This is a genomic window from Micromonospora sp. USAFONa4 (assembly GCF_057197825.1).
In genome coordinates this window covers 2,356,044-2,378,156 of record NZ_CM170072.1, presented here as the reverse complement: position 1 = coordinate 2,378,156, position 22,113 = coordinate 2,356,044, and the positions used below count along the sequence as shown (strand labels likewise).

Annotated in this window: 24 protein-coding genes; 13 read left to right on the top strand and 11 right to left on the bottom strand. The window is 71.9% G+C overall.

Translation table 11 applies throughout. The features are described from left to right. The first annotated feature begins 17 nt into the window (after positions 1–17). Together AC0OO9_RS10030 and AC0OO9_RS10025 are read left to right on the top strand one after the other, a co-directional pair. Positions 18–431 (top strand): cupin domain-containing protein, encoded by a 414-nt coding sequence (locus tag AC0OO9_RS10030; RefSeq protein WP_484517054.1) that lies wholly within the window; start codon positions 18–20, stop codon positions 429–431. A gap of 32 nt (positions 432–463) precedes the next feature. Next, a complete protein-coding gene (locus tag AC0OO9_RS10025) occupies positions 464–1,486 on the top strand; it encodes a hypothetical protein (protein ID WP_484517053.1) in 1,023 nt (340 codons plus the stop codon). A 238-nt stretch (positions 1,487–1,724) separates the two neighbouring features. Here AC0OO9_RS10025 and AC0OO9_RS10020 read toward each other — a convergent pair whose 3' ends face one another. Beyond that, entirely contained in the window at positions 1,725–2,138 is a 414-nt protein-coding gene (locus AC0OO9_RS10020; protein ID WP_425872778.1) for a GntR family transcriptional regulator, read from the bottom strand. 155 nt (positions 2,139–2,293) lie between these two features. On the opposite strand from AC0OO9_RS10020, the gene AC0OO9_RS10015 reads away from it, so the two are divergent. The 3 genes from AC0OO9_RS10015 (at position 2,294) to AC0OO9_RS10005 (ending at position 4,197) form a co-directional block, all read left to right on the top strand. Beyond that, on the top strand, positions 2,294–2,557 hold the full coding sequence (locus AC0OO9_RS10015; RefSeq protein ID WP_311410715.1) for a hypothetical protein: 264 nt from the start codon (positions 2,294–2,296) through the stop codon (positions 2,555–2,557). A 76-nt stretch (positions 2,558–2,633) separates the two neighbouring features. Then, positions 2,634–2,969 carry a YciI family protein gene (locus AC0OO9_RS10010; protein ID WP_132231031.1) on the top strand — a complete coding sequence of 112 codons (336 nt, stop codon included), beginning with the start codon at positions 2,634–2,636 and terminating at the stop codon, positions 2,967–2,969. Then, entirely contained in the window at positions 2,962–4,197 is a 1,236-nt protein-coding gene (locus AC0OO9_RS10005) for an RNA polymerase sigma factor (RefSeq protein WP_484517052.1), read from the top strand. Before AC0OO9_RS10010 ends, AC0OO9_RS10005 begins: the two co-directional genes overlap by 8 nt. Here the strand turns inward: AC0OO9_RS10005 and AC0OO9_RS10000 are convergent. Genes AC0OO9_RS10000 through AC0OO9_RS09990 form a run of 3 tightly spaced genes read right to left on the bottom strand, consistent with a single transcriptional unit; the run spans position 4,190 to position 6,243 of the window. Then, positions 4,190–4,552 carry a PH domain-containing protein gene (locus tag AC0OO9_RS10000; protein ID WP_088998502.1) on the bottom strand — a complete coding sequence of 121 codons (363 nt, stop codon included), beginning with the start codon at positions 4,550–4,552 and terminating at the stop codon, positions 4,190–4,192. The two genes, AC0OO9_RS10005 and AC0OO9_RS10000, sit on opposite strands and share 8 nt — an antisense overlap. 34 nt (positions 4,553–4,586) lie before the next feature. Next, positions 4,587–5,324 (bottom strand): class I SAM-dependent methyltransferase, encoded by a 738-nt coding sequence (locus tag AC0OO9_RS09995; protein WP_484517051.1) that lies wholly within the window; start codon positions 5,322–5,324, stop codon positions 4,587–4,589. Positions 5,325–5,358: 34 nt separating this feature from the next. Further along, positions 5,359–6,243 (bottom strand): LysR family transcriptional regulator, encoded by an 885-nt coding sequence (locus tag AC0OO9_RS09990; RefSeq protein ID WP_484517050.1) that lies wholly within the window; start codon positions 6,241–6,243, stop codon positions 5,359–5,361. An 86-nt stretch (positions 6,244–6,329) separates the two neighbouring features. On the opposite strand from AC0OO9_RS09990, the gene AC0OO9_RS09985 reads away from it, so the two are divergent. Together AC0OO9_RS09985 and AC0OO9_RS09980 are read left to right on the top strand one after the other, a co-directional pair. After that, the gene (locus AC0OO9_RS09985; protein WP_484517049.1) at positions 6,330–6,692 is read left to right on the top strand and encodes a DUF1801 domain-containing protein; all 363 of its coding nucleotides are present in this window, start codon (positions 6,330–6,332) and stop codon (positions 6,690–6,692) included. Further along, a complete protein-coding gene (locus AC0OO9_RS09980) occupies positions 6,689–7,081 on the top strand; it encodes a VOC family protein (protein WP_484517048.1) in 393 nt (130 codons plus the stop codon). Before AC0OO9_RS09985 ends, AC0OO9_RS09980 begins: the two co-directional genes overlap by 4 nt. Positions 7,082–7,198: 117 nt before the next feature. On the opposite strand, the gene AC0OO9_RS09975 is transcribed toward AC0OO9_RS09980, so the two are convergent. Together AC0OO9_RS09975 and AC0OO9_RS09970 are read right to left on the bottom strand one after the other, a co-directional pair. Beyond that, positions 7,199–7,534: a hypothetical protein gene (locus AC0OO9_RS09975; RefSeq protein ID WP_357577811.1), complete on the bottom strand. Its 336-nt coding sequence runs from the start codon at positions 7,532–7,534 to the stop codon at positions 7,199–7,201. 183 nt (positions 7,535–7,717) lie between these two features. Further along, complete coding sequence (locus AC0OO9_RS09970) at positions 7,718–8,023, bottom strand: 4a-hydroxytetrahydrobiopterin dehydratase (protein ID WP_484517047.1); 306 nt, start codon at positions 8,021–8,023, stop codon at positions 7,718–7,720. Positions 8,024–8,206: 183 nt separating this feature from the next. Here AC0OO9_RS09970 and AC0OO9_RS09965 point away from each other — a divergent pair, with 183 nt between their 5' ends. Continuing rightward, on the top strand, positions 8,207–8,644 hold the full coding sequence (locus AC0OO9_RS09965; protein WP_132231036.1) for a (deoxy)nucleoside triphosphate pyrophosphohydrolase: 438 nt from the start codon (positions 8,207–8,209) through the stop codon (positions 8,642–8,644). A 77-nt stretch (positions 8,645–8,721) separates the two neighbouring features. Here AC0OO9_RS09965 and AC0OO9_RS09960 read toward each other — a convergent pair whose 3' ends face one another. From AC0OO9_RS09960 to AC0OO9_RS09945, 4 genes are all read right to left on the bottom strand, one after another. Continuing rightward, positions 8,722–9,819 (bottom strand): succinate dehydrogenase/fumarate reductase iron-sulfur subunit, encoded by a 1,098-nt coding sequence (locus AC0OO9_RS09960; RefSeq protein WP_484517046.1) that lies wholly within the window; start codon positions 9,817–9,819, stop codon positions 8,722–8,724. Positions 9,820–9,822: 3 nt separating this feature from the next. Further along, on the bottom strand, positions 9,823–11,751 hold the full coding sequence (locus tag AC0OO9_RS09955; RefSeq protein ID WP_484517045.1) for a fumarate reductase/succinate dehydrogenase flavoprotein subunit: 1,929 nt from the start codon (positions 11,749–11,751) through the stop codon (positions 9,823–9,825). 12 nt (positions 11,752–11,763) lie between these two features. Next, complete coding sequence (locus AC0OO9_RS09950; protein ID WP_484517044.1) at positions 11,764–12,570, bottom strand: hypothetical protein; 807 nt, start codon at positions 12,568–12,570, stop codon at positions 11,764–11,766. 306 nt (positions 12,571–12,876) lie between these two features. Beyond that, the gene (locus AC0OO9_RS09945) at positions 12,877–13,425 is read right to left on the bottom strand and encodes a Uma2 family endonuclease (protein ID WP_484517043.1); all 549 of its coding nucleotides are present in this window, start codon (positions 13,423–13,425) and stop codon (positions 12,877–12,879) included. A 276-nt stretch (positions 13,426–13,701) separates the two neighbouring features. Between AC0OO9_RS09945 and AC0OO9_RS09940 the strand changes: the two genes are divergently transcribed. The 5 genes from AC0OO9_RS09940 to AC0OO9_RS09920 all read left to right on the top strand — a co-directional run bounded on the left by AC0OO9_RS09940 (position 13,702) and on the right by AC0OO9_RS09920 (position 19,693). Next, positions 13,702–14,757 (top strand): ABC transporter ATP-binding protein, encoded by a 1,056-nt coding sequence (locus AC0OO9_RS09940; protein ID WP_484517910.1) that lies wholly within the window; start codon positions 13,702–13,704, stop codon positions 14,755–14,757. Beyond that, a complete protein-coding gene (locus AC0OO9_RS09935; RefSeq protein ID WP_484517042.1) occupies positions 14,754–15,839 on the top strand; it encodes an ABC transporter ATP-binding protein in 1,086 nt (361 codons plus the stop codon). The genes AC0OO9_RS09940 and AC0OO9_RS09935 overlap by 4 nt, the downstream gene beginning before the upstream one ends. Next, positions 15,836–16,837 (top strand): ABC transporter permease, encoded by a 1,002-nt coding sequence (locus AC0OO9_RS09930; RefSeq protein WP_484517041.1) that lies wholly within the window; start codon positions 15,836–15,838, stop codon positions 16,835–16,837. The genes AC0OO9_RS09935 and AC0OO9_RS09930 overlap by 4 nt, the downstream gene beginning before the upstream one ends. Before the next feature lie 12 nt (positions 16,838–16,849). After that, entirely contained in the window at positions 16,850–17,836 is a 987-nt protein-coding gene (locus AC0OO9_RS09925; protein ID WP_425854355.1) for an ABC transporter permease, read from the top strand. 111 nt (positions 17,837–17,947) lie between these two features. Then, entirely contained in the window at positions 17,948–19,693 is a 1,746-nt protein-coding gene (locus AC0OO9_RS09920) for an ABC transporter substrate-binding protein (protein ID WP_484517040.1), read from the top strand. 251 nt (positions 19,694–19,944) lie between these two features. Here AC0OO9_RS09920 and AC0OO9_RS09915 read toward each other — a convergent pair whose 3' ends face one another. Then, positions 19,945–22,086 carry a S9 family peptidase gene (locus AC0OO9_RS09915; protein WP_484517039.1) on the bottom strand — a complete coding sequence of 714 codons (2,142 nt, stop codon included), beginning with the start codon at positions 22,084–22,086 and terminating at the stop codon, positions 19,945–19,947. Between the last annotated feature and the right edge of the window lie 27 nt (positions 22,087–22,113).

The window sequence follows — 22,113 nt, the reverse complement described above, 5'->3', positions numbered from 1 at the left end:
GGACCTACGATCGGGCGGTGCAGAAGGTACGCCTCCGCCGGCTTCCGGTGACGTCACCGCCGATCCCGGAAGGTGGCGGTCGGATCCAGTCGCCGGCCGGCGAGCTGGCTCAGATCGTCAACGGCGGCACCTACCGCTTCCTGGCGTACCTGGAGTTCCGGCCGGACGCCGCCCGGCCGCGCGGCAACCACTACCACGACCACAAGACGGAGACGCTGTACGTGATCAGCGGGCGGCTCCGGGCGGTGTTCCGCGACCTGGACTCCGGCGAGCGGACCGAGTTGACGATCGAGGCGGGCGACGCGGTCACGGTGGAGCCGCGCTGCGCCCACGTCTACTTCGCCCTGGAGCACTCCCAGGCCGTCGAGTTGGCGGACACGCCGTACGACCCGGGCGACACCCACCCCTGCGACGTGGTCGGCGGCGGCTGATCGGTCGACCGTCGACCGCCTACGATCTCGCCATGATCACCCCGCCCCTCCCGCCCGACGTGCTCGCCCGCTACCCCGGCCTGGAGAAGCTGGGCCGCACGGCGACCCGCCTGCACCCGCGCCCCGGGGCGGTCACGGCCGCCGGGAGCCACGTCGGCGGGCCGCTGCTCTGGCCGGCCGACGAGCCCTGGCCCAACTGCGAGGCGCCGCACATGGTGCACGAGGAGGTGCCGGTCCCGGCCGAGCTGGTGGAGCGGATGCGGGCGGCGGAGCGCCGGCGCACGCAGTCGCACGTCCTGGCCGAGGGCGAGGTCGAGCTGCGCCGGGAGATCGCCACAGTGGTCGGCCCGGGCTTCACCGGCTGGGGCTCGCGCGACGGCGGCCCGGTCGTCGGCCACCGGTACGTGCCCCGACCACACCCCGCGCCGAACCCGATGGTCCCCCTGGCGCAACTGCGCGCGCAGGACGTCCCCGACCTGCCGCGCCCCGGCGGGGCGGACCTGTTGCAGGTGCTGTGGTGCCCGTTCGAGCACGCCGAGGGCCCGTGGGGGCCGACGGTGGAGCTGCGCTGGCGGCGGGAGGCGGACCTGACCGATCTCCTCGGCCAGCCGCCGCGCGGCGAGATCGGGAACGACGGGTACGTGCCCCGACCGTGCCGGCTGCACCCGGAGCAGGTCGTCGAGTACCCGTACCCGCAGGAACTGCCGGAGGCCCTGCGGACGCTGGTCGACGAGCAGGACGAGGATTGCGAGTACGACGACAACTACGTCGTCACCGTCATGGCGCCCGGCTGGAAGGTCGGCGGCTACGCCGACTGGAGCCTCACCGACCTGCGCCCGACGCCGTGCCCCCGCTGCGCCGGCCCCACCACGCTGACCCTCGTCGTCGCCTCCTCCGAGCGGGGCACCGGCCGGTGGCAGCCGACGTGGCCGGACGGCGAGCCCGACCACGACCCGTACGAGCCGACCGGGGTCGTCGTGGGCCGCCACGGCGCGCTGCGCATCTTCGTGTGCCTGAGCTGCCCGGACACACCGTTCCTGCTGGACCAGCAGTGACCGCTGCCGCCACCGACCCACGCCCCCCTGTCGTCCCGCTCCGGCCTGCTCCGCTCCGGCCTGCTCCGCCCGCCGCCCGCCGCCCGACGGCGTTGCCCGACCACCCCGCTAGCCCGCAGCCGCCGGGACGGTTGGAACGCCACGGGTATCAAACAGGCGTTCTGACGCACGTGGTGTTCCACTCGCGTGCAGCAGGACGCGCGGTCGCGCGTCGGGGGCGGTCAGCGGGTGGGGCGGGTCAGCCGGTGGGGCGGGTCAGTTTGACCTGGTCGCCGGCCAGCACCTCCGTGGTGCCCTCCGGGTGGCGGACCTCCAGCACCGGCACGCCCTCGTCGAGCTGCATGCTCCGCCGCTCCTCGCCCGTGGGCATCCGCGCGACCACCGTCGCGCCGGGAGGCACTTCGACCGGCCGGCGCACCGGCGTCTCCCGCACGTGGGTGCCGTGGCCCCGCACCGTGCTGACCAGTCCCTCGGACCGGAGCAACGAGGTCGCCATGCGCACGGCTTCGCGGCCGATCCCATACTCCTGCGTCAGCCGCGTCTCACTCGGCAAGGTCGTCCCGGGACCGAACTCGCCCGACTCGATGCGCTGCCGGAGCAGGTCGGCGAGCTGCACATAGACCGGGGTGTGCGAGCGCGGATCGATCGTCATGGCGCATCAGCCTTGTTCCCCCGTCGGCAGGTGTGGTTGTGCCCCTGAGCCCCTGTCCGTATAGTTCCAGTGACGCTGAGTGCTCGGGCGGAAAACCTCCGCCACCTGCGGTCGTCCCGCCGACATCCCGTCCTACTCGCCGGAGGTCAACACTGATGAGAGCCGCGCGGGAGCGTTTCGTCATCCACCTGCCGGTCGTCACGAGGGACCTGCTCTCCGCCGTACGCCTGGCTCGGGTCGTGGCGCGGTGGGCGAGCGTGCTCGCGCAGACCGACCCCGGCGAGACCACGGTCTCCGCCGAGGACGCGCAGCACCTGCGGCACCGGGTCTTCTGTGACACGCTGCTGCCGGAGGGCCGGCGCTGCCTGCTGCGGGCCGACCACGACGGTCCGTGCACCCGCCGCCCCGCGAGATTCTGAGATCGCCGGTCGCACGTCGTCCGGAACCGGGTCGCCCGTTCGTCACCCTGGTGAGTACCCGACATCGAGGAGCGACATGAAATACCTGATGTTCGTCTGCACCGACAGCGAGCCGGACACCGACCGGGCCGACTGGCCGGACATCGAGGCGTGGGTGGCGGAGAACGACGCCCGGGGACGGCGGCTGACGGGCGACGCCCTCGCGGAGACGACGGCGGCCACCACCGTCCGCGTCCGTAACGGGGAGTTGCTGGTCTCCGACGGCCCGTTCGCCGAGACCAAGGAGGTCATCGTGGGCTTCGACCTGCTGGAGTGCGCCGACCTGGACGAGGCGATCGAGGTGGCGCGCGCCCACCCGATGGCCCGCGAGGGCCGGCTCGAACTACGCCCGATCGTCAGCCTGGGTGGCTGACCGCCCCACCGACCGGCTCGCGGTGGCCGAGGCCGTCGCCACCGCGAGCACCGGGTCGTACGCCCGGATCGTCGCGACGCTGATCCGGGTCACCGGCGACTGGACCCTGGCCGAGGACTGCGCCCAGGAGGCGTCGGCGCTCGCGCTGGCCCGGTGGCCGGCGGAGGGCGTGCCCGCCAACCCGGGCGGCTGGCTGATGACGGTGGCCCGCAACCGCGCGATCGACGTGCTCCGGCGCTCCTCGGTCGAGCGGCGCAAGCTGCGTGAGCTGGCCGTCCTCACGCTGACCGGAGCGGAGCCCGAGCCGGGGACGGCGGGGGAGGGGGAGATCGTGGACGACAGGCTGCGGCTCGTCTTCACCTGCTGCCACCCCGCCCTGGCGCCGCAGGCGCGGGTCGCCCTGACGCTGCGTACGGTCTGCGGGGTGTCGACCGCCGACATCGCGCGGGCCTTCCTGGTCACCGAGTCGACCATGACCCGGCGGCTCACCCGGGCCAAGGCGAAGATCGCCGCCGCCGGCATCCCGTACCGGGTGCCGACCGGCCCGATGCTCGCGGAGCGGCTCTCCGGCGTCCTCGCCGTGCTGTACCTGCTCTTCACCCGGGGCTACGACGCCGACGGCGAGCCCGCCTTCGCCGACGAGGCGATCCGCCTGGCCCGGCTGCTCGACCGGCTGATGCCGGGCCAGCCCGAGGTGGCCGCCGTGCTGGCCCTCTTCCTCCTCCAGCACTCCCGGCGCGACGCCCGCCGCGACCGCGACGGCAACCTGCTCACCCTCGACCGGCAGGACCGCGCCCGCTGGGACCACGCGGCGATCGCCGAGGGCGTCGGCATCCTCGCGCGGGTCCCGGCGGACGGCCCGTACGCCCTCCAGGCCCGGATCGCCGCCTGCCACGCCACCGCCGCGTCCGCCGAGGCCACCGACTGGGTCGCGATCGCCGAGGCGTACGACCGGCTCGCCGGGTGGCAGCCGTCGCCGGTGGTCGAGCTGAACCGCGCCGTCGCCCACGGCTACGCGCACGGGCCGGCGGCGGGGTTGGCCCTGCTGGCCGCCGCCCGGGCCGGCGGGGCGCTGGACGGCTACCCGCTCGCCGTCGCCGCCGAGGCCGAACTGACCGCCCGGCAGGGCGACCGCGAGCGGGCCGCCGCGCTGTTCCGACAGGCCGCCGACGCCCACCGCGGGGCGGAGCGCCGCGCCCTGCTGGAGCGCGCCGACCAGCTCAGCTGATGTGGTGCAGGATCACGTTGTGCACGTGGTGGCTCTTGTCGGCGCCCCGGAACTCCACCTCGTAGGTGTGCGTGCCGACGTGGATCGCGATGGCCCCGGTGGAGAAGAACGAGCCGCCCCAGGACTTGTTGCTGACCACGCTGACGCTGGTGATCTTCGAGTACGGGATGCTGGTGATGGCGTACCGCTTACCGACGAAGGAGCGGTCCTGGATGATGACGCGCCGGTCGGTCAGGCCGATGAAGCCGGTGCCGGTGCCGACGGCGTCGTAGACGGCGATGATCTGTTCTCCGTGGAGCAGGCCGCTCTGGATCTGCTGGAACTGCTCCTTGCGGTCGTACGTCGCGTTCGCCATGCCTCCACGGTAGGCCGCGCGCGCCAACCGAAGATCACTGCCGGTGGGCGAGGACGAGGAACTCGCCGTCACCCCGGCCCACCGGCTCCCCGCACCAGCCGCCGTGGATCCGGTCCACGGCGAATCCGGCCGACCGCAGAGAGCCGCGCAGTTCCTCCTCGGTGCGGAAACGCAGGGTGGCCGAGCTGAGCAACTCCTCACCGTCGCCGAAGAGGTAGTGGTGGGTGAAGTCGACCCGCCCGCCGGCCACCGAGTGGACCTCCGTCCACGCCCGGACCACCTCGCCGCCGGGCAGCGTGATCCGTCGCCGCGAGTCGACCGGGTTCCAGCGTTCCCACCGCCGGTCCGCCGGGTCGCGCGAGTCGAACGCCAGCCGGCCGCCGGGCACCAGCGCCCGGGCCAGGTCGGCGAGCGTACGCGCCCACTCGCCGTCGGTGACGAAGAACTGCGCGACGTGGCTGGTCAGTACCGCCACGTCGAACGACCCGTCTGCCAGTACGGCCGAGGTGCCCTCGATCCAGGTCACCCGCTCGGCGCCCGGCTTGGCGTGGGCGGCGCCCAGCGACGCGCCGGCCGGGTCGACGCCGGTGACGGTGTGGCCGGCCGCGGCCAGGGCGAGGGCGAGCCGCCCGGTGCCGCAGCCCAGGTCGAGGACCCGTACGCCGGGCGTCTCGCCGGCGACGGCGAGGAACCAGTCGTCGTCGCGCGACCAGGCGCACTCGGCGTCGTAGACCTCGACCAGCCGTGGATGGCGGAACTCCCCGTGCCTCATCGGCGTCGATCATGCCAGTCCGGGCGGGAGCCCGTCAGGTCGTGTTCGCGTCGGTCGCGGCCCGCACGAACTCGTGGACCCGGGCCGTGCCGTTGCTCTCCCGCCAGACCAGGCCCCGCCGGATCGGTGGCGCGTCACGGATCGGCACGTACGCCACGTCGGGGCGCGGGTAGTAGCGGCGCGTGTGCTCGCCCACCGGCAGCACCCCCCGCCCCATCGCGACCAGCGTCAGCATCTCCGAGAACGTGTTGCCCGCCGGCCCCTTCGGCACCGGCCGCCCCGACGGGGTCTGCTCGGGGGTGCGGTCGCGCTTGAACTCCGCCGAGGTCACGGCCGGGTACTGCACCACCGGGTGGTCGCCGAGCGTCTCCAGGGAGACCGACGCCTCCCGGGTCAACGGATGCCCGGCGGTCACCGCGAGCAACCGCCGCTCCTGAAGCAGCGCCGGCCCGCAGGCCATCCCGTCGAAGGGGTACGCGGCCATCAGAACGTCGACGGAACCGTCGAGCAGGCTCTGCCGGGAGTTGAAGAGCTGCACCTCCCGTACCTCGACCTGGCAGTCGGGGTGGCGCTGCGAGAACAGGGCGACGGCCTTGAGCAGCGTCGGGGCGGTCCACTCGCCGAGGAAGGCGACCCGCAGGCGCCCGGTCACGCCCCGTCCCGCGTCGACGGCCCGGCGTACGGCGTCGTCGATGCCGGCGACCAGCGGCGCCAGGTCATCGGCGAGCTGCCGCCCGATCGGGGTGAGCTGGACGACCCGGCTGGTGCGGGTGAAGAGCGGGGCGCCGACGCGGCGTTCCAACTTCCTGACCACCTGGCTGATCCGCCCGGTGGTCACCCGCAGGCGCTCCGCCGTCCGGCCGAAGTGCAACTCCTCGGCGAGGGTCAGGAAGGTCTCCAGCTCGTGTCGTTCCAGCACGTCCCGCCCCATCGTTGAGTCCGGCTCAACGATGGTAGTGCGATCGCGTCTTGGTCGACGTCGTCGGCCGGCGGATCGTGAGGGGCATGGAAACGACGACAGTCACCGACTACCTGGCCGATCTCGACGCCCCGCTGCGGGAGATCGGCGAGAAGCTGCGCCCCGTCATCGAGTCGGCCCTGCCGGGCGCGACCGCGGCGGTGTGGCACGGACACCCGGTCTGGGGCCTCGGCGACCGGCCGGGTCGGCGCCCCGTCTGCCTCGTGAAGGCGTACGGCACGTACGTCACCTTCGGGCTGTGGCGCGGCGCCGAGGTCACCGACCCCTCGGGGCGGCTGGTCGCCGGCGCCCGGCAGATGGCCTCCGTCAGGCTGCGCACCCTCGCCGACGTCGACCCCGCCCTGTTCACCGACTGGCTGCGCCAGGCCCACGCGCTGGAGGCCAGGTGAGCGCGGTACGGGTCACGGGCTTCGACCACCTGGTGCTCAACGTGACCGACGTGGAGCGCGCGCTGGACTTCTACTGCGGGCTGCTCGGCCTGGCCCCGGTGCGGGTCGACCGGTGGCGGGCCGGCGCGGTCCCGTTCCCCTCGGTACGCATCGACGCGGGGACCATCATCGACCTCGTGCGCCGGGACCGGGGCGAATCGAACGTCGACCACTTCTGTCTGGTGGTGGAGCCGCTGGACTGGGCGGAGGTCGTCGCGTCGGGTGCCTTTGCGGTGATCGAGGGGCCGGTGGGCCGGTTCGGCGCGCGGGGCAGCGCCACCTCGCTCTACGTGCGGGATCCGGACGGCAACTCCGTCGAGCTGCGCTGGTACCCCCAGGACGCCGCCTGAGCGGCCGACGCCGGGGTGCGTGCCGGCCGGGCGGTCCGGTGGCGTCGACCCTGCACGCGCGAAGCCCCGCCGACGCATCGAGGGATGCGGGCGGCGGGGCTCCGGGCGCGGTGCGGACTACCGGTTGGTGCGCGGGTCGTTGTCGCGGCTGCGGCTGCCGGACTTGGCCAGGCCGCGGCTGATCAGGTAACCGATGGTCAGCAGCGTGATGTACCACCAGGCCTTGTCGGCCGCGAAGTAGTCGCCGCCGTTGTCGGCGGCGCCGTCACCGACGGCGTTCGAGGCGATCAGCACCCCGATCACGGAGAGCACGTAGACGGCCAGCTCGGTGGTCTTCCACGACGGCTTGGTCTCGTCGCCGTGCCGGTGCGCGTGCCGGACGTCGTGGTCCACGTGGTGGCCGTCGTGGTCGGTCACCCGGTCGGTCATGCGGTTCACGGTGGGGGTGGTCATGTCAGCTCCCAAAAAAATGCGTTATCAGGTGTTCAGTCCGTTGCGGGGTCTGTTGTCTGCTCCCGTACCGGATTGATACCCGTGCGCCTTTCAGGGAAACCTCAGCCGTACCAGCCTCTTCTCAGCCGATCTCCGGCCGCGCCGACCCTCGCGACGGGGAGCCGGGCGACGGATGGAGCGGGGTCAGGGCTGGGTGACGGCGCGGTAGGCGTCCTCGATGCGGGCGGCCAGCAGGACCTCCCCCTCGGTCAGCGGCGCGTTGCCGTGCCCCACCCGGATCTGGGTCTGGTCGGCCCGGCGGCTGATCTCCGGACGCAGGTGCAGCGCGTCGGCGACCACCTTCACCCGCTCGGTGAGGGCGGCGTGCTGCGAGTCGTCGATGACGAGGGTGCGTCGGATCTGCTCACCCTCGCGGTTCCAGCCGGGGAGCAGGGTGAGAGCGTCGTCGAGGTAGTCGTGCTTGGATCGAGTGCTGAACAGCGCGCGCATCACCGCACCTCCCAGGCGCCGTTGCCGGCTTGTGGCCAAATCGTCGCCGTCCCGTGTCTTGTCGGTGCCTTCTAGTCTGTCCTCGCATGCTGGGTGTGTCCACGCCCACACTTCCGGGTTCTCCTGCCCTGACGGTCGGCCACGCTACCCAAACCGCCGATTGATCTGGCACGCTGGACGCCCGTGCGGACCGAACGGGCGAATGGCGGCGGGCAGGCCGAGCGACGGGACCTCAGGGTGATCGTCGGGGCGGCGATCATCAGGGACGGCCGGGTGCTCGCCTGCGCCCGCTCCGCCCCGCCCGAGGTGGCGGGCATGTGGGAGTTCCCCGGCGGCAAGGTGGAGCCGGGCGAGAGCGAGACCGCCGCGCTCGCCCGTGAGTGCGCCGAGGAACTGGCCGTACGCGTGGAGATCGGCGACCGGGTGGGCCGCAACGTCCGGATGGCCCACGGCCGCTCGGTGCTCAAGGTGTACGCGGCCCGCCTGCTGCACGACGACCAGCCGCAGGCCCTCGAACACTCGGCGCTGCGCTGGCTCTCCGCCGACGAGTTGGACAGCGTCACCTGGCTCCCGGCCGACGCACCCATCGTCGCGGCCCTCCGGCCCATCCTGGCCGCCTGACCGGAAGCGGACATCCGAGCCGAAAGAGGACGGGGGCCGGCGGCATCAGCCGCGGCCCCCGTCGTCATCAGCGCACGTCAGTGCTTGTCCTGCTCCGGGTGGGCGAAGTTCAGGTGCTCCGGCGGCAGCGGGAAGGTCACGTCGTCGCCGAACGGCGACGGCGCCGCCGCCCGGTCGAACGTGAGCTCCGTCAGCGGCAGCCGGCCGTGGTCGTCGACGGCGGGCGCGGTCGGCCTCGGCACCTCGCGGTCCCAGTTGACGCCGCGCTGCGCCTGCACCTCGGCCCGCGGGTCGTGGGAGCCGCCCGCGTGCGAGTGCACGCCCCCGTGGGCCGCGCTGCCGCGCACCGCGCCGCTGGCGTGTTCGCTGGTCACGATGGTCTGAGGCACCTGACCCCTCCGGAAGATCTTGCTACCAAGCCACACGAGGGGATCGTACCTGCGGTCGACGACCCGTTCCTTCATGGGGATGATCCCGTTATCGGTGATCTTGATGTGCTCGGGGCAGACCTCGGTGCAGCACTTGGTGATGTTGCAGAATCCGAGGCCCTGCTCGGCCTGCGCGTACTCCTTGCGGTCGCTCTTCGCGTCCAGCGGGTGCATGTCCAGCTCGGCCGCCCGGATGAAGTACCGCGGCCCCGAGAACGCCTGCTTGTTCTCGTCGTGGTCCCGGATCACGTGGCAGACGTTCTGGCACAGGAAGCACTCGATGCACTTGCGGAACTCCTGCGAGCGCTCCACGTCGACCTGCTGCATCCGGTACTCGCCGGGCGCCAGGTCGGCCGGCGGCGCGAACGCCGGCGTCTCCCGCGCCTTCTCGTAGTTGAACGAGACGTCGGTGACCAGGTCCCGGATCACCGGGAAGGTCCGCAGCGGGGTGACCGTGACCGTCTCGTCCTCCGTGAAGGTGGACATCCGGGTCATGCAGCTCAGCCGCGGCTTGCCGTTGATCTCCATCGAGCAGGAGCCGCACTTGCCGGCCTTGCAGTTCCAGCGGCAGGCCAGGTCGGGGGCGTCGGTCGCCTGGAGCCGGTGGATGACGTCGAGGACCACCTCGCCCTCGTTGACCTCCACCATGTAGTCCTGGAGGTCGCCGCCGTTCTCGTCGCCGCGCCAGATGCGGAACTGGCGCTTCGCGCCCGGCTTCCCGGGCCCCTGGGGGTTCTGGTTACCCATGCGTCAGCGCTCCTTGTCGGTCTCGACGTCGGCGACCTGGGCGTCGAACTCGGCGAGTTCCTCGTCCGTGAGGTACTTGGCCAGCTCCGCGCGGTCGAAGAGGCCGATCAGCTCCGGGCGCATCCTCGGCAGCGGCTTGCGCTCCAGGCGCACCGTGTCGCCTTCGAGGGAGCAGACCAGGTTGACCCGACGCCATGCCGGATCCATGGCCGGGTGGTCCTCCCGGGTGTGCCCGCCGCGCGACTCCCGCCGCTCCAGCGCCGCCTTCGCGGTGCACTCCGAGACGACCAGCATGTTGCGCAGGTCGAGCGCCAGGTGCCAGCCCGGGTTGTAGCGCCGGCCGCCGCTCGCGCTGACCTTCGCCACCCGCTCCCGCAGCTCCGCCAGCCTGCCCAGCGCGTCGACCAGCTCGCCCTCGCGCCGGATGATGCCGACCAGGTCGCCCATCACCGCCTGGAGGTCCTGCTGGAGGACGTACGGGCTCTCGCCGGTGTCCCGCTGCAACGGCGCCAGGGCCGTCTCCACCGCGGCCTCCACGGCGGCGACGCCCACCTTCGGGCGCGCGGGGAGGCTGTCGGCGTACGTGGCGGCGTGGCCGCCCGCGCGCTTGCCGAACACCAGCAGGTCGGACAGGGAGTTGCCGCCGAGCCGGTTGGAGCCGTGCATGCCGCCGGACACCTCGCCCGCGGCGAAGAGCCCCCGCACGTGGCCGAACGCGGCCCCGCTGTCCGGGTCGACCTCGACGCCGCCCATCACGTAGTGACAGGTGGGCCCGACCTCCATCGGCTCCTTCGTGATGTCGACGTCGGCCAGCTCCTTGAACTGGTGGTACATCGACGGCAGGCGACGGCGGATCTCCTCCGCCGGCTTGCGGGAGGCGATGTCCAGGTAGACCCCGCCGGCCGGCGTGCCCCGCCCGGCCTTGACCTCGCTGTTGATCGCCCGGGCCACCTCGTCGCGGGGCAGCAGCTCCGGCGGACGCCGGTTGTTGTCCGGGTCGGTGTACCAGCGGTCCGCCTCCTCCTCGGTCTCCGCGTACTGCTTGCGGAAGACGTCGGGGACGTAGTCGAACATGAACCGCTTGCCGTCGGAGTTCTTCAGCACGCCGCCGTCGCCGCGCACCGACTCGGTGACCAGGATGCCCTTCACCGAGGGCGGCCAGACCATGCCGGTCGGGTGGAACTGGAGGAACTCCATGTTGATCAGCGTCGCGCCGGCCCGCAGCGCGAGCGCGTGCCCGTCACCCGTGTACTCCCAGGAGTTCGAGGTGACCTTGTAGGAGCGGCCGACACCGCCGGTCGCCAGCACCACCGCGGGCGCCTCGAAGAGGACGAACTCGCCGGACTCCCGGTAGTAGCCGAACGCGCCGGCGACCCGGTCGCCGTCGAGCAGCAGCTCGGTGATCGTGGTCTCGGAGAAGACCTTGATCCGAGCGTCGTACGAGCCGTGGTCGCGCTTGTCCTCCTGCTGGAGCGACACGATCTTCTGCTGGAGGGTGCGGATCAGCTCCAGGCCGGTCCGGTCGCCGACGTGCGCCAGGCGGGGGTACTCGTGGCCACCGAAGTTGCGCTGCGAGATCTTCCCGTCCTTGGTGCGGTCGAAGAGCGCACCGTACGTCTCCAGCTCCCAGATGCGCTGCGGCGACTCCTTCGCGTGCAGCTCGGCCATCCGGAAGTTGTTGAGGAACTTGCCGCCGCGCATCGTGTCGCGGAAGTGCACCTGCCAGTTGTCCCGGCTGTTCACGTTCCCCATCGCGGCGGCGGCGCCGCCCTCGGCCATCACCGTGTGTGCCTTGCCGAAGAGCGACTTGGAGATGATCGCGGTCTTCTTGCCGGCGAGGCGGGCCTCGATCGCCGCGCGCAGGCCGGCGCCACCGGCCCCGATCACGACGACGTCGTAGTGGTGTCGTTCGATTCGCGTTGTGTTCGTCATGTCAGGGGCCCTCTAGTTGATGAACCGCAGGTCGTTGAACCAGTTGGCCGCGACCGCCATGACGTAGAAGTCCGTCAGGGCCAGCGTGCCGAGGGTGATCCAGGCGAGCTGCATGTGCCGGACGTTCAGGGCCGAGACGAAGGTCCAGGCCCGGTAGCGCACCGGGTGCTTGGAGAAGTGCTTGAGCCGCCCGCCGATGATGTGCCGGCACGAGTGGCAGGAGATCGTGTACGCCCACAGCATCACCACGTTCAGGAGCAGGATGATGTTGCCCAGCCCGAACCCGAAGCCCTTGGGGGAGTGGAAGGCCAGGACCGCGTCCCAGGTGTTGATCAGCGAGATGATCGCGGCGGCGTAGAAGAAGTAGCGGTGCAGGTTCTGGCCCAGCAGCGGGAACCGGGTCTCGCCGCTGTAGGACTTGTGCCCGTCGGGGACCGCGCAGGCGGGCGGCGACAGCCAGAACGACCGGTAGTAGGCCTTGCGGTAGTAGTAGCAGGTGAGCCGGAACAGCAGCAGGAACGGCAGCGTCAGCGCCGCGTCCGGGATGATCCACCAGCCGGGCAGGAACCGTCCGAAGTGGGAGGCGCCCTCCACGCACCGCTCGGTCACGCAGGGCGAGTAGAACGGGGTCAGGTAGTGGTAGTCCTCGACCCAGTAGAAGTCGTGCATGAAGACCCGGACCGTCGCGTACGCCACCCACGCGCTGAGCCCGATCACGGTGATCAGCGGGGCGAGCCACCAGCGGTCGGTTCGCAACGTCTTCGCCGCGATGGCGGCGCGCGCCCGCGCTCCCCGCGGCCTCGTTGCCGTTGATGTCATTAGAGTCGTCTCCCTGACAGGACCCTCACGGGCGGATCAAGTTCCGGTCGGCAACGCGGACCGGCAGACCCGCACCCGCTTGCCACGTCATGCGCACACCAACGACCGCGCCGGCGATACGGCGCAGCTAAGTGACACACGTTACGCCGATCTTCGCGAGCCGTCCGCGCAAGGCAGTGTCCCGTGTGTCCCGGCCAGTGGAAAGCCCCGCACGATGATCGATGTCCGGATGTTAAGAACCTCACCCGGCGCCTGTCCGGCGTACCGGAGCGGCTCACCCGAAAAGCGTCCTGCGGCGGCGGCCCCTCAGGCGAGGAACTCGGCCGGCCGGATCGTGGCCCGGACCGGCTCGGTCAGCTCCAGCGTCTCGCCGGCCTTGGTCACCGACCGCTCGACGTAGTGGGCGCCCTGCCGCTGGTAGACGTGCACGCTCAGCGTCTCCTGCTCCACCAGGAGATACCACTCGATGCCGGCCGCCGCGTAGTAGTGCATCTTGAGCACCTTGTCGGTGGCCGCGTTGCCCGGCGAGATGATCTCGCAGACCAGCCTCACGTCGGCCGCCTCGATCCAGGGGTCGTCGAGGTCGATCGGGGCCGTGACGACGAGGTCCGGGATGGGGATGCGCCCCGGCCGGAGCCGGACGTTCACCGCTTCCAGGACGCGGAGGCCGGCTTCCCGCGTCGGTCCTCGCAAGGCGGCCCGCAGCTCACCGGAGATGTTCTGGTGGCGGGGCGTGGGGCCTGGGGTCACGTGAAGGCTCCCGTCGAAGAGTTCGACGCGCTGCTGCGTCTCGCCGAGGGCGAGGTACTCCTCTTCGCTCCACGGGCCGTCGTGGTCGAACACCGCCGCGGTCATCGTCACCTCCACCTCGTGCCGGGGGACATCCTTGCGGGACTGCCGCGCCCATCGTCGCACCCGCTGTCCGGGGGCCGTGAGGTCAACGCCGGTGAATGCCGAGGTGAGGGCTGTTCACGCCCGTTGCAGAGTCGTTACGCTGTGGCCCGCTGACAGCTCCGGTTGTGTAGCTTATTTTCACCCTCAGTGCTTTCCTGTAAGTTCTCTTCGTCGCTGAGGGAGGCGGTCGTGGACAGGCCGGAGTCGGCGCCGTCCGGGAAACCGGACCGCCCCAACGTGCCGGAGCAGCGCTCCGGCCAGGACCCCTACCTGCGGGTGAGCGACCTGCGGGTCCGGTTCGACACCGAGGACGGCGTGGTGCGCGCCGTCGACGGGGTGTCGTTCGAGGTGGCCCGGGGGCGCACCCTCGGCATCGTCGGAGAGTCCGGCTCGGGCAAGAGCGTCACCTCGCTGGCCATCCTCGGGCTGCACAGCGCCAAGCGGACCAGCATCACCGGGGAGATCTCCGTCGGCGGCCGCCAGCTCGTCGGCCTGCCGGACGAGGAGGTACGCCGGCTGCGCGGCCGTGACATGGCGATGATCTTCCAGGATCCGCTGTCCGCGCTGCACCCGTACTACACGGTGGGCCGGCAGATCGCCGAGGCGTACCGGGTGCACCACCCGAAGGCCGGCAAGCGCGAGGCCCGCCAGCGCGCGGTGGACATGCTGGGCCGGGTCGGCATCCCGCAGCCGGCCCGCCGCTTCGACCAGTACCCGCACGAGTTCTCCGGCGGCATGCGGCAGCGGGCGATGATCGCCATGGCGCTGGTCAACGACCCGGACCTGCTGATCGCCGACGAGCCGACCACCGCCCTGGACGTGACGGTGCAGGCGCAGATCCTCGACCTGCTGGCCGACCTCCAGGCCGAGTTCAACTCCGCGATCATCCTGATCACCCACGACCTGGGCGTGGTCAGCCAGGTCGCGGACGAGGTGCTGGTCATGTATGGCGGGCGGGCCGTCGAGCACGGCAGCGTCGAGCAGGTGCTCCGCCGGCCGCAGCACCCGTACACCTGGGGTCTGCTCTCCAGCGTGCCGTCGCTGCACGGCGACGCGGACGCGGACCTGGTGCCGATCAAGGGCAACCCGCCGAGCCTGATCAACCTGCCGTCCGGCTGCGCCTTCCACCCGCGCTGCCGCTACGCCGACCGCAACGGCGACCGGTCCCGCACCGAGGTCCCGGAGCTGCGCCCGGCGGGCGCGCCCGGCCACCTGGTGGCGTGCCACCTCTCCGCCGACGACCGGACCCGGCTGTACGCGGAGGACATCACCCAGGTGGGAGTCGCCCGATGAGTGTGGAAATCAAGGAGCCGGTGGAGCCGCTGCTGCGGGTGCGCGGGCTGGCCAAGCACTTCCCGGTGCGCAACGGGTTCCGCAGCAACGGCCTGGTGCGGGCCGTCGACGGGCTGGACTTCGACGTGCGCCCGGGCGAGACGCTCGGCCTGGTGGGGGAGTCCGGCTGCGGCAAGACGACCACCGGGCGGATGCTGGTGCGCCTGCTGGAGCCCACCACGGGAAGCATCGAGTTCGAGGGCCGGGACATCACCCACGCCGGGCGCCGGGAGCTGCGCCCGCTGCGGCAGGATCTCCAGATCATCTTCCAGGACCCGTACGCGTCGCTGAACCCCCGGCACACCGTGGGCCGGATCGTGGCGATGCCGTTGCAGGTCAACGGGGTCAACCCGCCGGGCGGCCTGAAGAAGCGGGTCCAGGAGCTGCTGGAGCTGGTCGGGCTCAACCCGGAGCACTACAACCGCTACCCGCACGAGTTCTCCGGCGGTCAGCGGCAGCGCGTCGGCATCGCCCGTGCGCTCGCGCTGCGCCCCAAGCTGATCGTCGCCGACGAGCCGGTCTCCGCCCTGGACGTGTCGATCCAGGCCCAGGTGGTCAACCTGTTGCGTGACCTGCAACGCGACCTGGGCCTGGCGTTCGTCTTCATCGCCCACGACCTGGCCGTGGTGCGGCACTTCTGCCAGCGGGTCGCCGTCATGTACCTCGGCAAGATCGTCGAGATCGGCGACCGGGACGACATCTACGAACGGCCGCAGCATCCGTACACCCGGGCGCTGCTCTCGGCCATTCCGGACGTCACCCAGCTCGGCGCGGCGGGCCGGATCCGGCTCACCGGGGATGTTCCGACGCCGCTGGACCCGCCGTCGGGTTGCCGCTTCCGCACCCGGTGCTGGAAGGCGCAGGAGCGGTGCGCCACCGAGGAACCGCCGCTCGTGTCGCGTGGCGGCGACCAGGCCACCGCCTGCCACTTTCCGGAGACCGGGCCGGTCGGCGCCGCCACGGGACCGGCCGGTGACGAGGTGCGGCCGGCGGGTCCCGGGGCGACCGGGGCCGACGCGACCGCCGAGGAGGTGTCGAAATGAGCCTGTCCCCGGTCGAGGGTGTGGCGCTCGCCGAGATCGAGTCCGGCGGCGCCGACGGCGAGCAGAAGGCGCTGGCCGGCCGCTCGCCCGGCCAGCTCGTCTGGAGCCGGCTGCGCCGCGACCGCACCGCCCTGGTGAGCGGCGTGCTGCTGGTCGTCTTCGTGCTGCTGGCCCTGGCCGCGCCCCTGGTGCAGCGGCTGTACGGGGCGTCGCCGAGCGAGGTGTTCGGCGACCTGCTGGACAGCACCGGGATGCCGCTGGGATACGCCGGCGGGGTCAGCGGCGACCACTGGTTCGGCCTGGAGCCGGGCGTGGGCCGGGACATCTTCATCCGGATGGTCTACGGCATCCGCACCTCGCTGCTGATCGCGCTCGGCGCCGCCCTGATCACGACGACGATCGGCGTGGTCCTCGGCATCCTCGCCGGGTACCTCGGCGGGAAGGCGGACGCGGTGATCAGCTGGGTCACCGACGTCGCCCTGGCGATGCCGTTCCTGATCTTCGCCCTGGCCGTGGTGCCGACGTTCTCGCTGCGCTTCTACGGCCCGCGCGACGCCGTGCCGACCTGGTTCGCGGTGGCCACCCTGATCGGGGTCTTCTCCGCCTTCGGCTGGACCAGCACCGCCCGGCTGGTCCGCGGGCAGGTGGTGTCGCTGCGCGAACGCGAGTTCGTGGAGGCGGCCCGGGCCAACGGCGCGGGGCTGGGGCACATGCTCTTCCGGCAGCTGCTGCCGAACATCTGGGCCCCGATCCTGGTGTCGTTCTCGCTGCTGGTGCCGTCGTACGTGACCAGCGAGGCGGCGCTGTCCTTCCTCAACGTCGGACTGCCCGAGTCGGTGCCCAGCTTCGGCCGGATGATCTACCGGAGCATCGGCTACCTGGAGACCGACCCGGCCTACGTCTTCTTCCCGGGCATCACGATCTTCCTGATCGTGCTGGCGTTCAACCTCTTCGGCGACGCGTTGCGGGACGCGCTCGACCCGAAGTCGTCACGGTAAGGGGTTCTGCGCATGGTGCGCTTCCTGGTGAAGCGGATGCTGCTGGCGGTTTCGGTGCTGTTCGCGGTGAGCGTGGTCAGCTTCCTGATGTTCTTCGCGCTGCCCGCCGATCCGGTGACCGGCATGTGCCCGAAGAACTGCAACGCCGAGCGGCTGGAACGGGTACGGACCGAGCTGGGGCTCAACGACCCGAAGGTGGAGCAGTACGCCAACTACATGAAGGGCATCTTCGTCGGCCGTGACCTGGGCAGCGCACAGGGCGGCGAGTGCGCGGTGCCCTGCCTGGGCTACTCGTACGTCAACAGCGAGGCCGTCAGCGACACCTTCGCCCGGGTGCTGCCGGTGACGCTGAGCATCGTCCTGCCGGCGGCGGTGCTGTGGCTCGCCATCGGGGTGGGGCTCGGCATGGTCTCGGCGCTGCGCCGTGGCTCGCTGCTGGACCGGATCTCGATCGGCCTCACCCTGACCTTCGCCTCGCTCCAGCTCTACTTCGTCGGCGCGGTGCTGTTGCTGGTCTTCGTGTACACCCTGAAGATCCTGCCGACGCCGCGCTACACGTCGCCGTTCGAGAATCCGATCGAGTGGGCGCGAGGACTGGTGCTGGCCTGGATGGCACTGGCGCTGCTCTTCTCCGCGATCTATGCCCGGTTGTCCCGGGCACAGATGCTGGAGACGCTCTCGGAGGACTTCGTGCGCACCGCCCGGGCCAAGGGCATGCCGAAGCGGCAGGTGTACGGCAAGCACGCGCTCCGCGCGGCGATCACCCCGATCGTCACCATCGCCGGTCTGGACGTGGGCGCGGCGCTGGGCGGCACGGTGATCACCGAGACCACCTTCGGCATCCAGGGGCTGGGCCGTACCGCGGTGGAGGCGGTGCGGCAGGGGGACCTGCCGACCATCATGGCCACCGTGCTGATCTCCGCGCTGTTCGTGGTCGTCGCCAACATGGTCGTCGATCTGCTCTACGCGTTCATCGACCCCCGGGTGCGCCTCGGCTGACCCGCGGCCCGTCGGGTGCCGATCGTTGTGGCCCCGTTATCTGATCGAAATTTACCGAAGTCGAAAGCTGCGCGAAGCTTTCCTTCATTGAGGCGATCCGGAGGAGTGAGGATGCGAGCAAGACTCGTCACCGCCGTGGGCGGTGCGATCGCACTGGTGGTTTCCCTCGGTGCGTGCAGCGAAAACACCGGTGACAACACCGGCGGTGTGGACACCAGCAAGCCGCGCACCGGCGCCATCGCGACGGACCCCAAGGACTCCCTCGGCCCCGCGCCGGAGGTGTCCGGCGCGACCAAGGGCGGCACGTTCTACATCCTGCGGGAGAACAAGATCTCCCACATGGACCCCCAGCGGATCTACTCGTTCGCCGGCCTGATGGGAAGCCAGCTCTACGCCCGCTTCCTCACCACGTTCAAGGACGACGGCAAGGGCAACGTGACCCTGGTCGGCGACCTGGCCGAGACCCCCGGCACCAACGTCAACAACGACTGCAAGGTCTGGGAGTTCAAGGTCAAGCAGGGGGTGAAGTTCGAGGACGGCCGGCCGATCACCAGCAAGGAGATCGCGTACGGCATCGCCCGGTCCTTCGACCCGGACCTCACCGGCGGCCCGACCTACCTCCAGGAGTGGCTGGTCGACAGCCCGCAGTACGACACCAAGTGGGACTTCAAGGCCAACAAGACGTCGCTGCCGCCGGGGCTCACCACGCCGGACGAGAAGACGCTGCGCTTCGAGTTCAACAAGCCCCGCTGTGACCTGCCCTTCGCCGTCTCCCTGCCGGCCACCGCGCCGCTGCCGGCGGACAAGGACACCGGGGTCAACCTGGACAACCAGCCGTTCTCGTCGGGCCCGTACAAGATGACCAAGCACACGCCGGGCGTCGAGATCGTGCTCGAGCGCAACGAGCACTGGGACCCGGCCACCGACGCGGTGCGCCACCAGTACCCGGACAAGTTCATCTGGTCCCTGGGCGCGGACCAGGCCACCCAGACCAACCGGGTGCTCGCCGGCACCGGCAACGACGCCGCGGCGGTGGCCACCGGCGGCGTTCCGTCGGAGCTGATCGCCAAGGTCACCGGCGACGCCGCGCTCAAGCAGCGGATGATCGTCGCGGCCACGCCGAACGCGTACCGGCTGAGCATCAACACCACCCGGGTCACCGACCTGTCGGTGCGGCAGGCGATCAACCACGCGATCGACCGCGCCAGCATCACCAAGAGCCTCGGCGGCCCCTACGGCGCCGTGCCGATGACCACGCTGCTGCCGCCCACCACGCTCGGCTACAAGCAGTTCGACGCGTACCCGGCCGGCGAGAGCGGCAACGCGGAGAAGGCCAAGGAGCTGCTCGCCGGCAAGACGCAGAACCTGGTGCTGCTCACCTCCGACGTGACCAGCTCCCAGGAGCGGGCCACCCAGATCAAGACCGCGCTGGAGAAGGCCGGCTTCACCGTCACGATCAAGACGATCCCCGAGGACGGCTACCTCGACACGGTGAAGAAGAAGGACAACCCGTACGACCTCTGGGTCGACTCGTGGGCGGCCGACTGGCCCAGCGGCGCGTCGATCCTGCCGGTGCTCTTCGACGGTCGTGGCATCAAGGCCGAGGGCAACAGCAACACCTCGCAGCTCAACAACGAGGCGCTCAACGCGGAGTTCGACCGGATCCTCGCGCTCGACCCGGCCAAGCAGGCCGACGAGTGGAGCAAGATCGACGAGCGGCTGATGAAGGAGACGGCGCCGGCGGTGCCGCTCTACGTCGAGGTGGTCTCCATCGCGCACGGCGAGAAGGCCGGCGGCGTCTTCATCGGCAGCATCTTCGGCTGGCCGAGCTTCGTGGACGCGTACGTCAAGCAGTGACACACCCGTGAGGCGGTGACACCCGCGCGGTGACACCGCACGGACCGACCCCCGGTCGACAACGACGTCGGCCGGGGGTCGCCGTGTCTCGGGGCTGGCCATCCGCGCCCCTGCCCGGCGACGCCGGCCTGGCCGGCCCGTGGCTGCCCGGCGGCCCTCGCCCGGCCGCGACTGCCCGTCCGGCCGCGACTGTGCCGGCGGCCCCCGCCCGGCCGGCCCGTGGCGGCGGGGACGGCCGAGCCGGGGCGCGGCTAGAGGTGCCGACGGACGAAGTCGAGTTCCAACCTGAGCAGGCGTTCGGCGATGCCGCCGGCGGCCATGTGGGTGGCCCCGGTCAGCGGGAGCACGGAGTGCGGCCGGCCGGTCGCCAGCAGCGCCGCCGACAGCCGCAGCGTGTGCGCGGCCACCACGTTGTCGTCGACCAGGCCGTGCACCAGCAGCAGCGGCCGGGCCGCCTCCCCGGCCGGCACGGGCTCGCCGGCCAGCTCCACCAGCGAGTGGTGCGCGTAGATGTCCGTGCCGTCGTCCGGCAGGCCCAGGTAGCGCTCCGTGTAGGCCGTGTCGTACAGCGTCCAGTCGGTGACCGGCGCCCCCACGATGCCGCACCGGAACAGCTCCGGGTGCCGCAGCACCGCCAGCCCGGCCAGCCAGCCGCCGAACGACCAGCCCCGCACCGCCACCCGCTCCAGGTCCAGGTCCGGGTGCTTGCCGGCCAACGCGGTGAGCGCGTCCACCTGGTCGAGCAGGACGACGTCGGCCATCCGCCGGTGGATCGCCTTCTCGAAGGAGGGGGCCACCCCCGGCGTACCCCGGTTGTCGATGGTGACGACCGCGAAGCCGGCGTCGGCCCACCACTGCCGCTCCAGCCACGCCGCGCGGGCCGCGAGCACCTCCTGGTGCCCCGGCCCGCCGTAGACGTCCAGCAGCACCGGCAGCCGCCGGCCGGTGACGTAGTTGTCCGGGTAGAGCACGGCCGTCGGCAGCCGCCGGTCGGTGACCCGCTCCAGCAGCGGCAGCGGCGCGTACGGCGGGGTGGCGGCGAGCGAGCGCAGCACGGCCACCTCCTGCTCGCCCCGGCGCACCGTCCACCGGACGCCCGCGTGGTCGAGCGAGGCGCTCCCCACCACCAGCACGTCCCCGCCCACGGCGGCGGTGTGCCAGCCCGGGTCGGTGGTGATCCGGCGGGCGTCCACGCCGCCGCCGATGGTGGTGCGCACCCGGAACAGGTGCCGTTCGCTCGGCTCGCCGTCGCTCGCCTCCACCAGCAGGTCGGCTGGGCCGCTGCCGCCGGGCAGCCGCCCCACCACCCGCCGCACGTAGAGCGAGGGCGGGGTGAGCAGGGTGCCGTCGGCGAAGAGGCAGCGGGCGTCGTACCCGTCGTGGGCGAGCTCGCCGCCGACGAGCACCCGGCCGTCCGGCAGGTGCGCCGGCGTGCCCGGAATCGGCTCCACCCAGCGCGGGTCGGCCAGCTCGGCGTGCACCTGGGTCTCGCCGGTGCGCGGGTCGACGGCGAGCACCAGGCCGTGCTGCTGGGACCGGCGCAGCACGGTGATCAGCGGGCCCCCGTCGGCCCAGTGCACGGCCGTCAGGTACGGGTAGGTCTCCCGGTCCCAGTGCACGTCGACCCAGCCGTCGTCGAGATCCAGCAGGTGCAGGCTGACCTCGGCGTTCGCGGTGCCCGCCCGGGGGTACGCGACGGTGGTCGGCGGGCTCGCCGGGTCGGCCGGGTCGTGCAGGTGCCAGCGCTCCACGCGGGACTCGTCCACCCGGGCGGCCAGCACCGCACGACCGTCCGGCGCCCACCAGTAGCCGCGGTAGCGGTGGAACTCCTCGGCCGCGATGTGCTCGGCCAGCCCCCAGGTCACCCCGGAGTCCTCGCCGGCCAGCAGGGTGTCCGTGCCGTCGTGCTCGACCACGCGCAGCTGCCCCCGCCGGACCCCCTCGGCGGCGTCGGTGACGTACGCCAGGCGCTGCCCCGTGGGATCGGGCCGGGGGTCGAGCACCGGGCCGACGGTGGCCACCTCGACCACGTCGCCGTGCACCAGGTCGGCCCGGAACAGCCGCCCGGCCAGCGCGAAGACCGCCACCCGGCCGGCGCCGTCAAGCGTGTAGGAGCCGATGCCGGAGGCGCTCAGCCGCAGCCGCTCGCGCAGGGCGCGCTCGCCCGGGCTCAGCGCGCCGGCGTCGGCGTCGGCCCCGAGCAGCGCCGCCGGGTCGGCGACGAGCCGCTCCTCGCCGGTCGCCACGTCGAGCTGCCAGAGCGCGTCGGCCGGGTCCTCCGGGCCGGCCGAGCGCAGGAAGACCACCCGGGAGCCGTCGTCGGCCACGGTGACCGCCCGCGGCGCTCCGCGGCTGAACCGGCGGGTGCGGGCGGCCAGCTCCGGAAAGTCCACAGTCCAGATCGTAGAGCGGGGACCGGG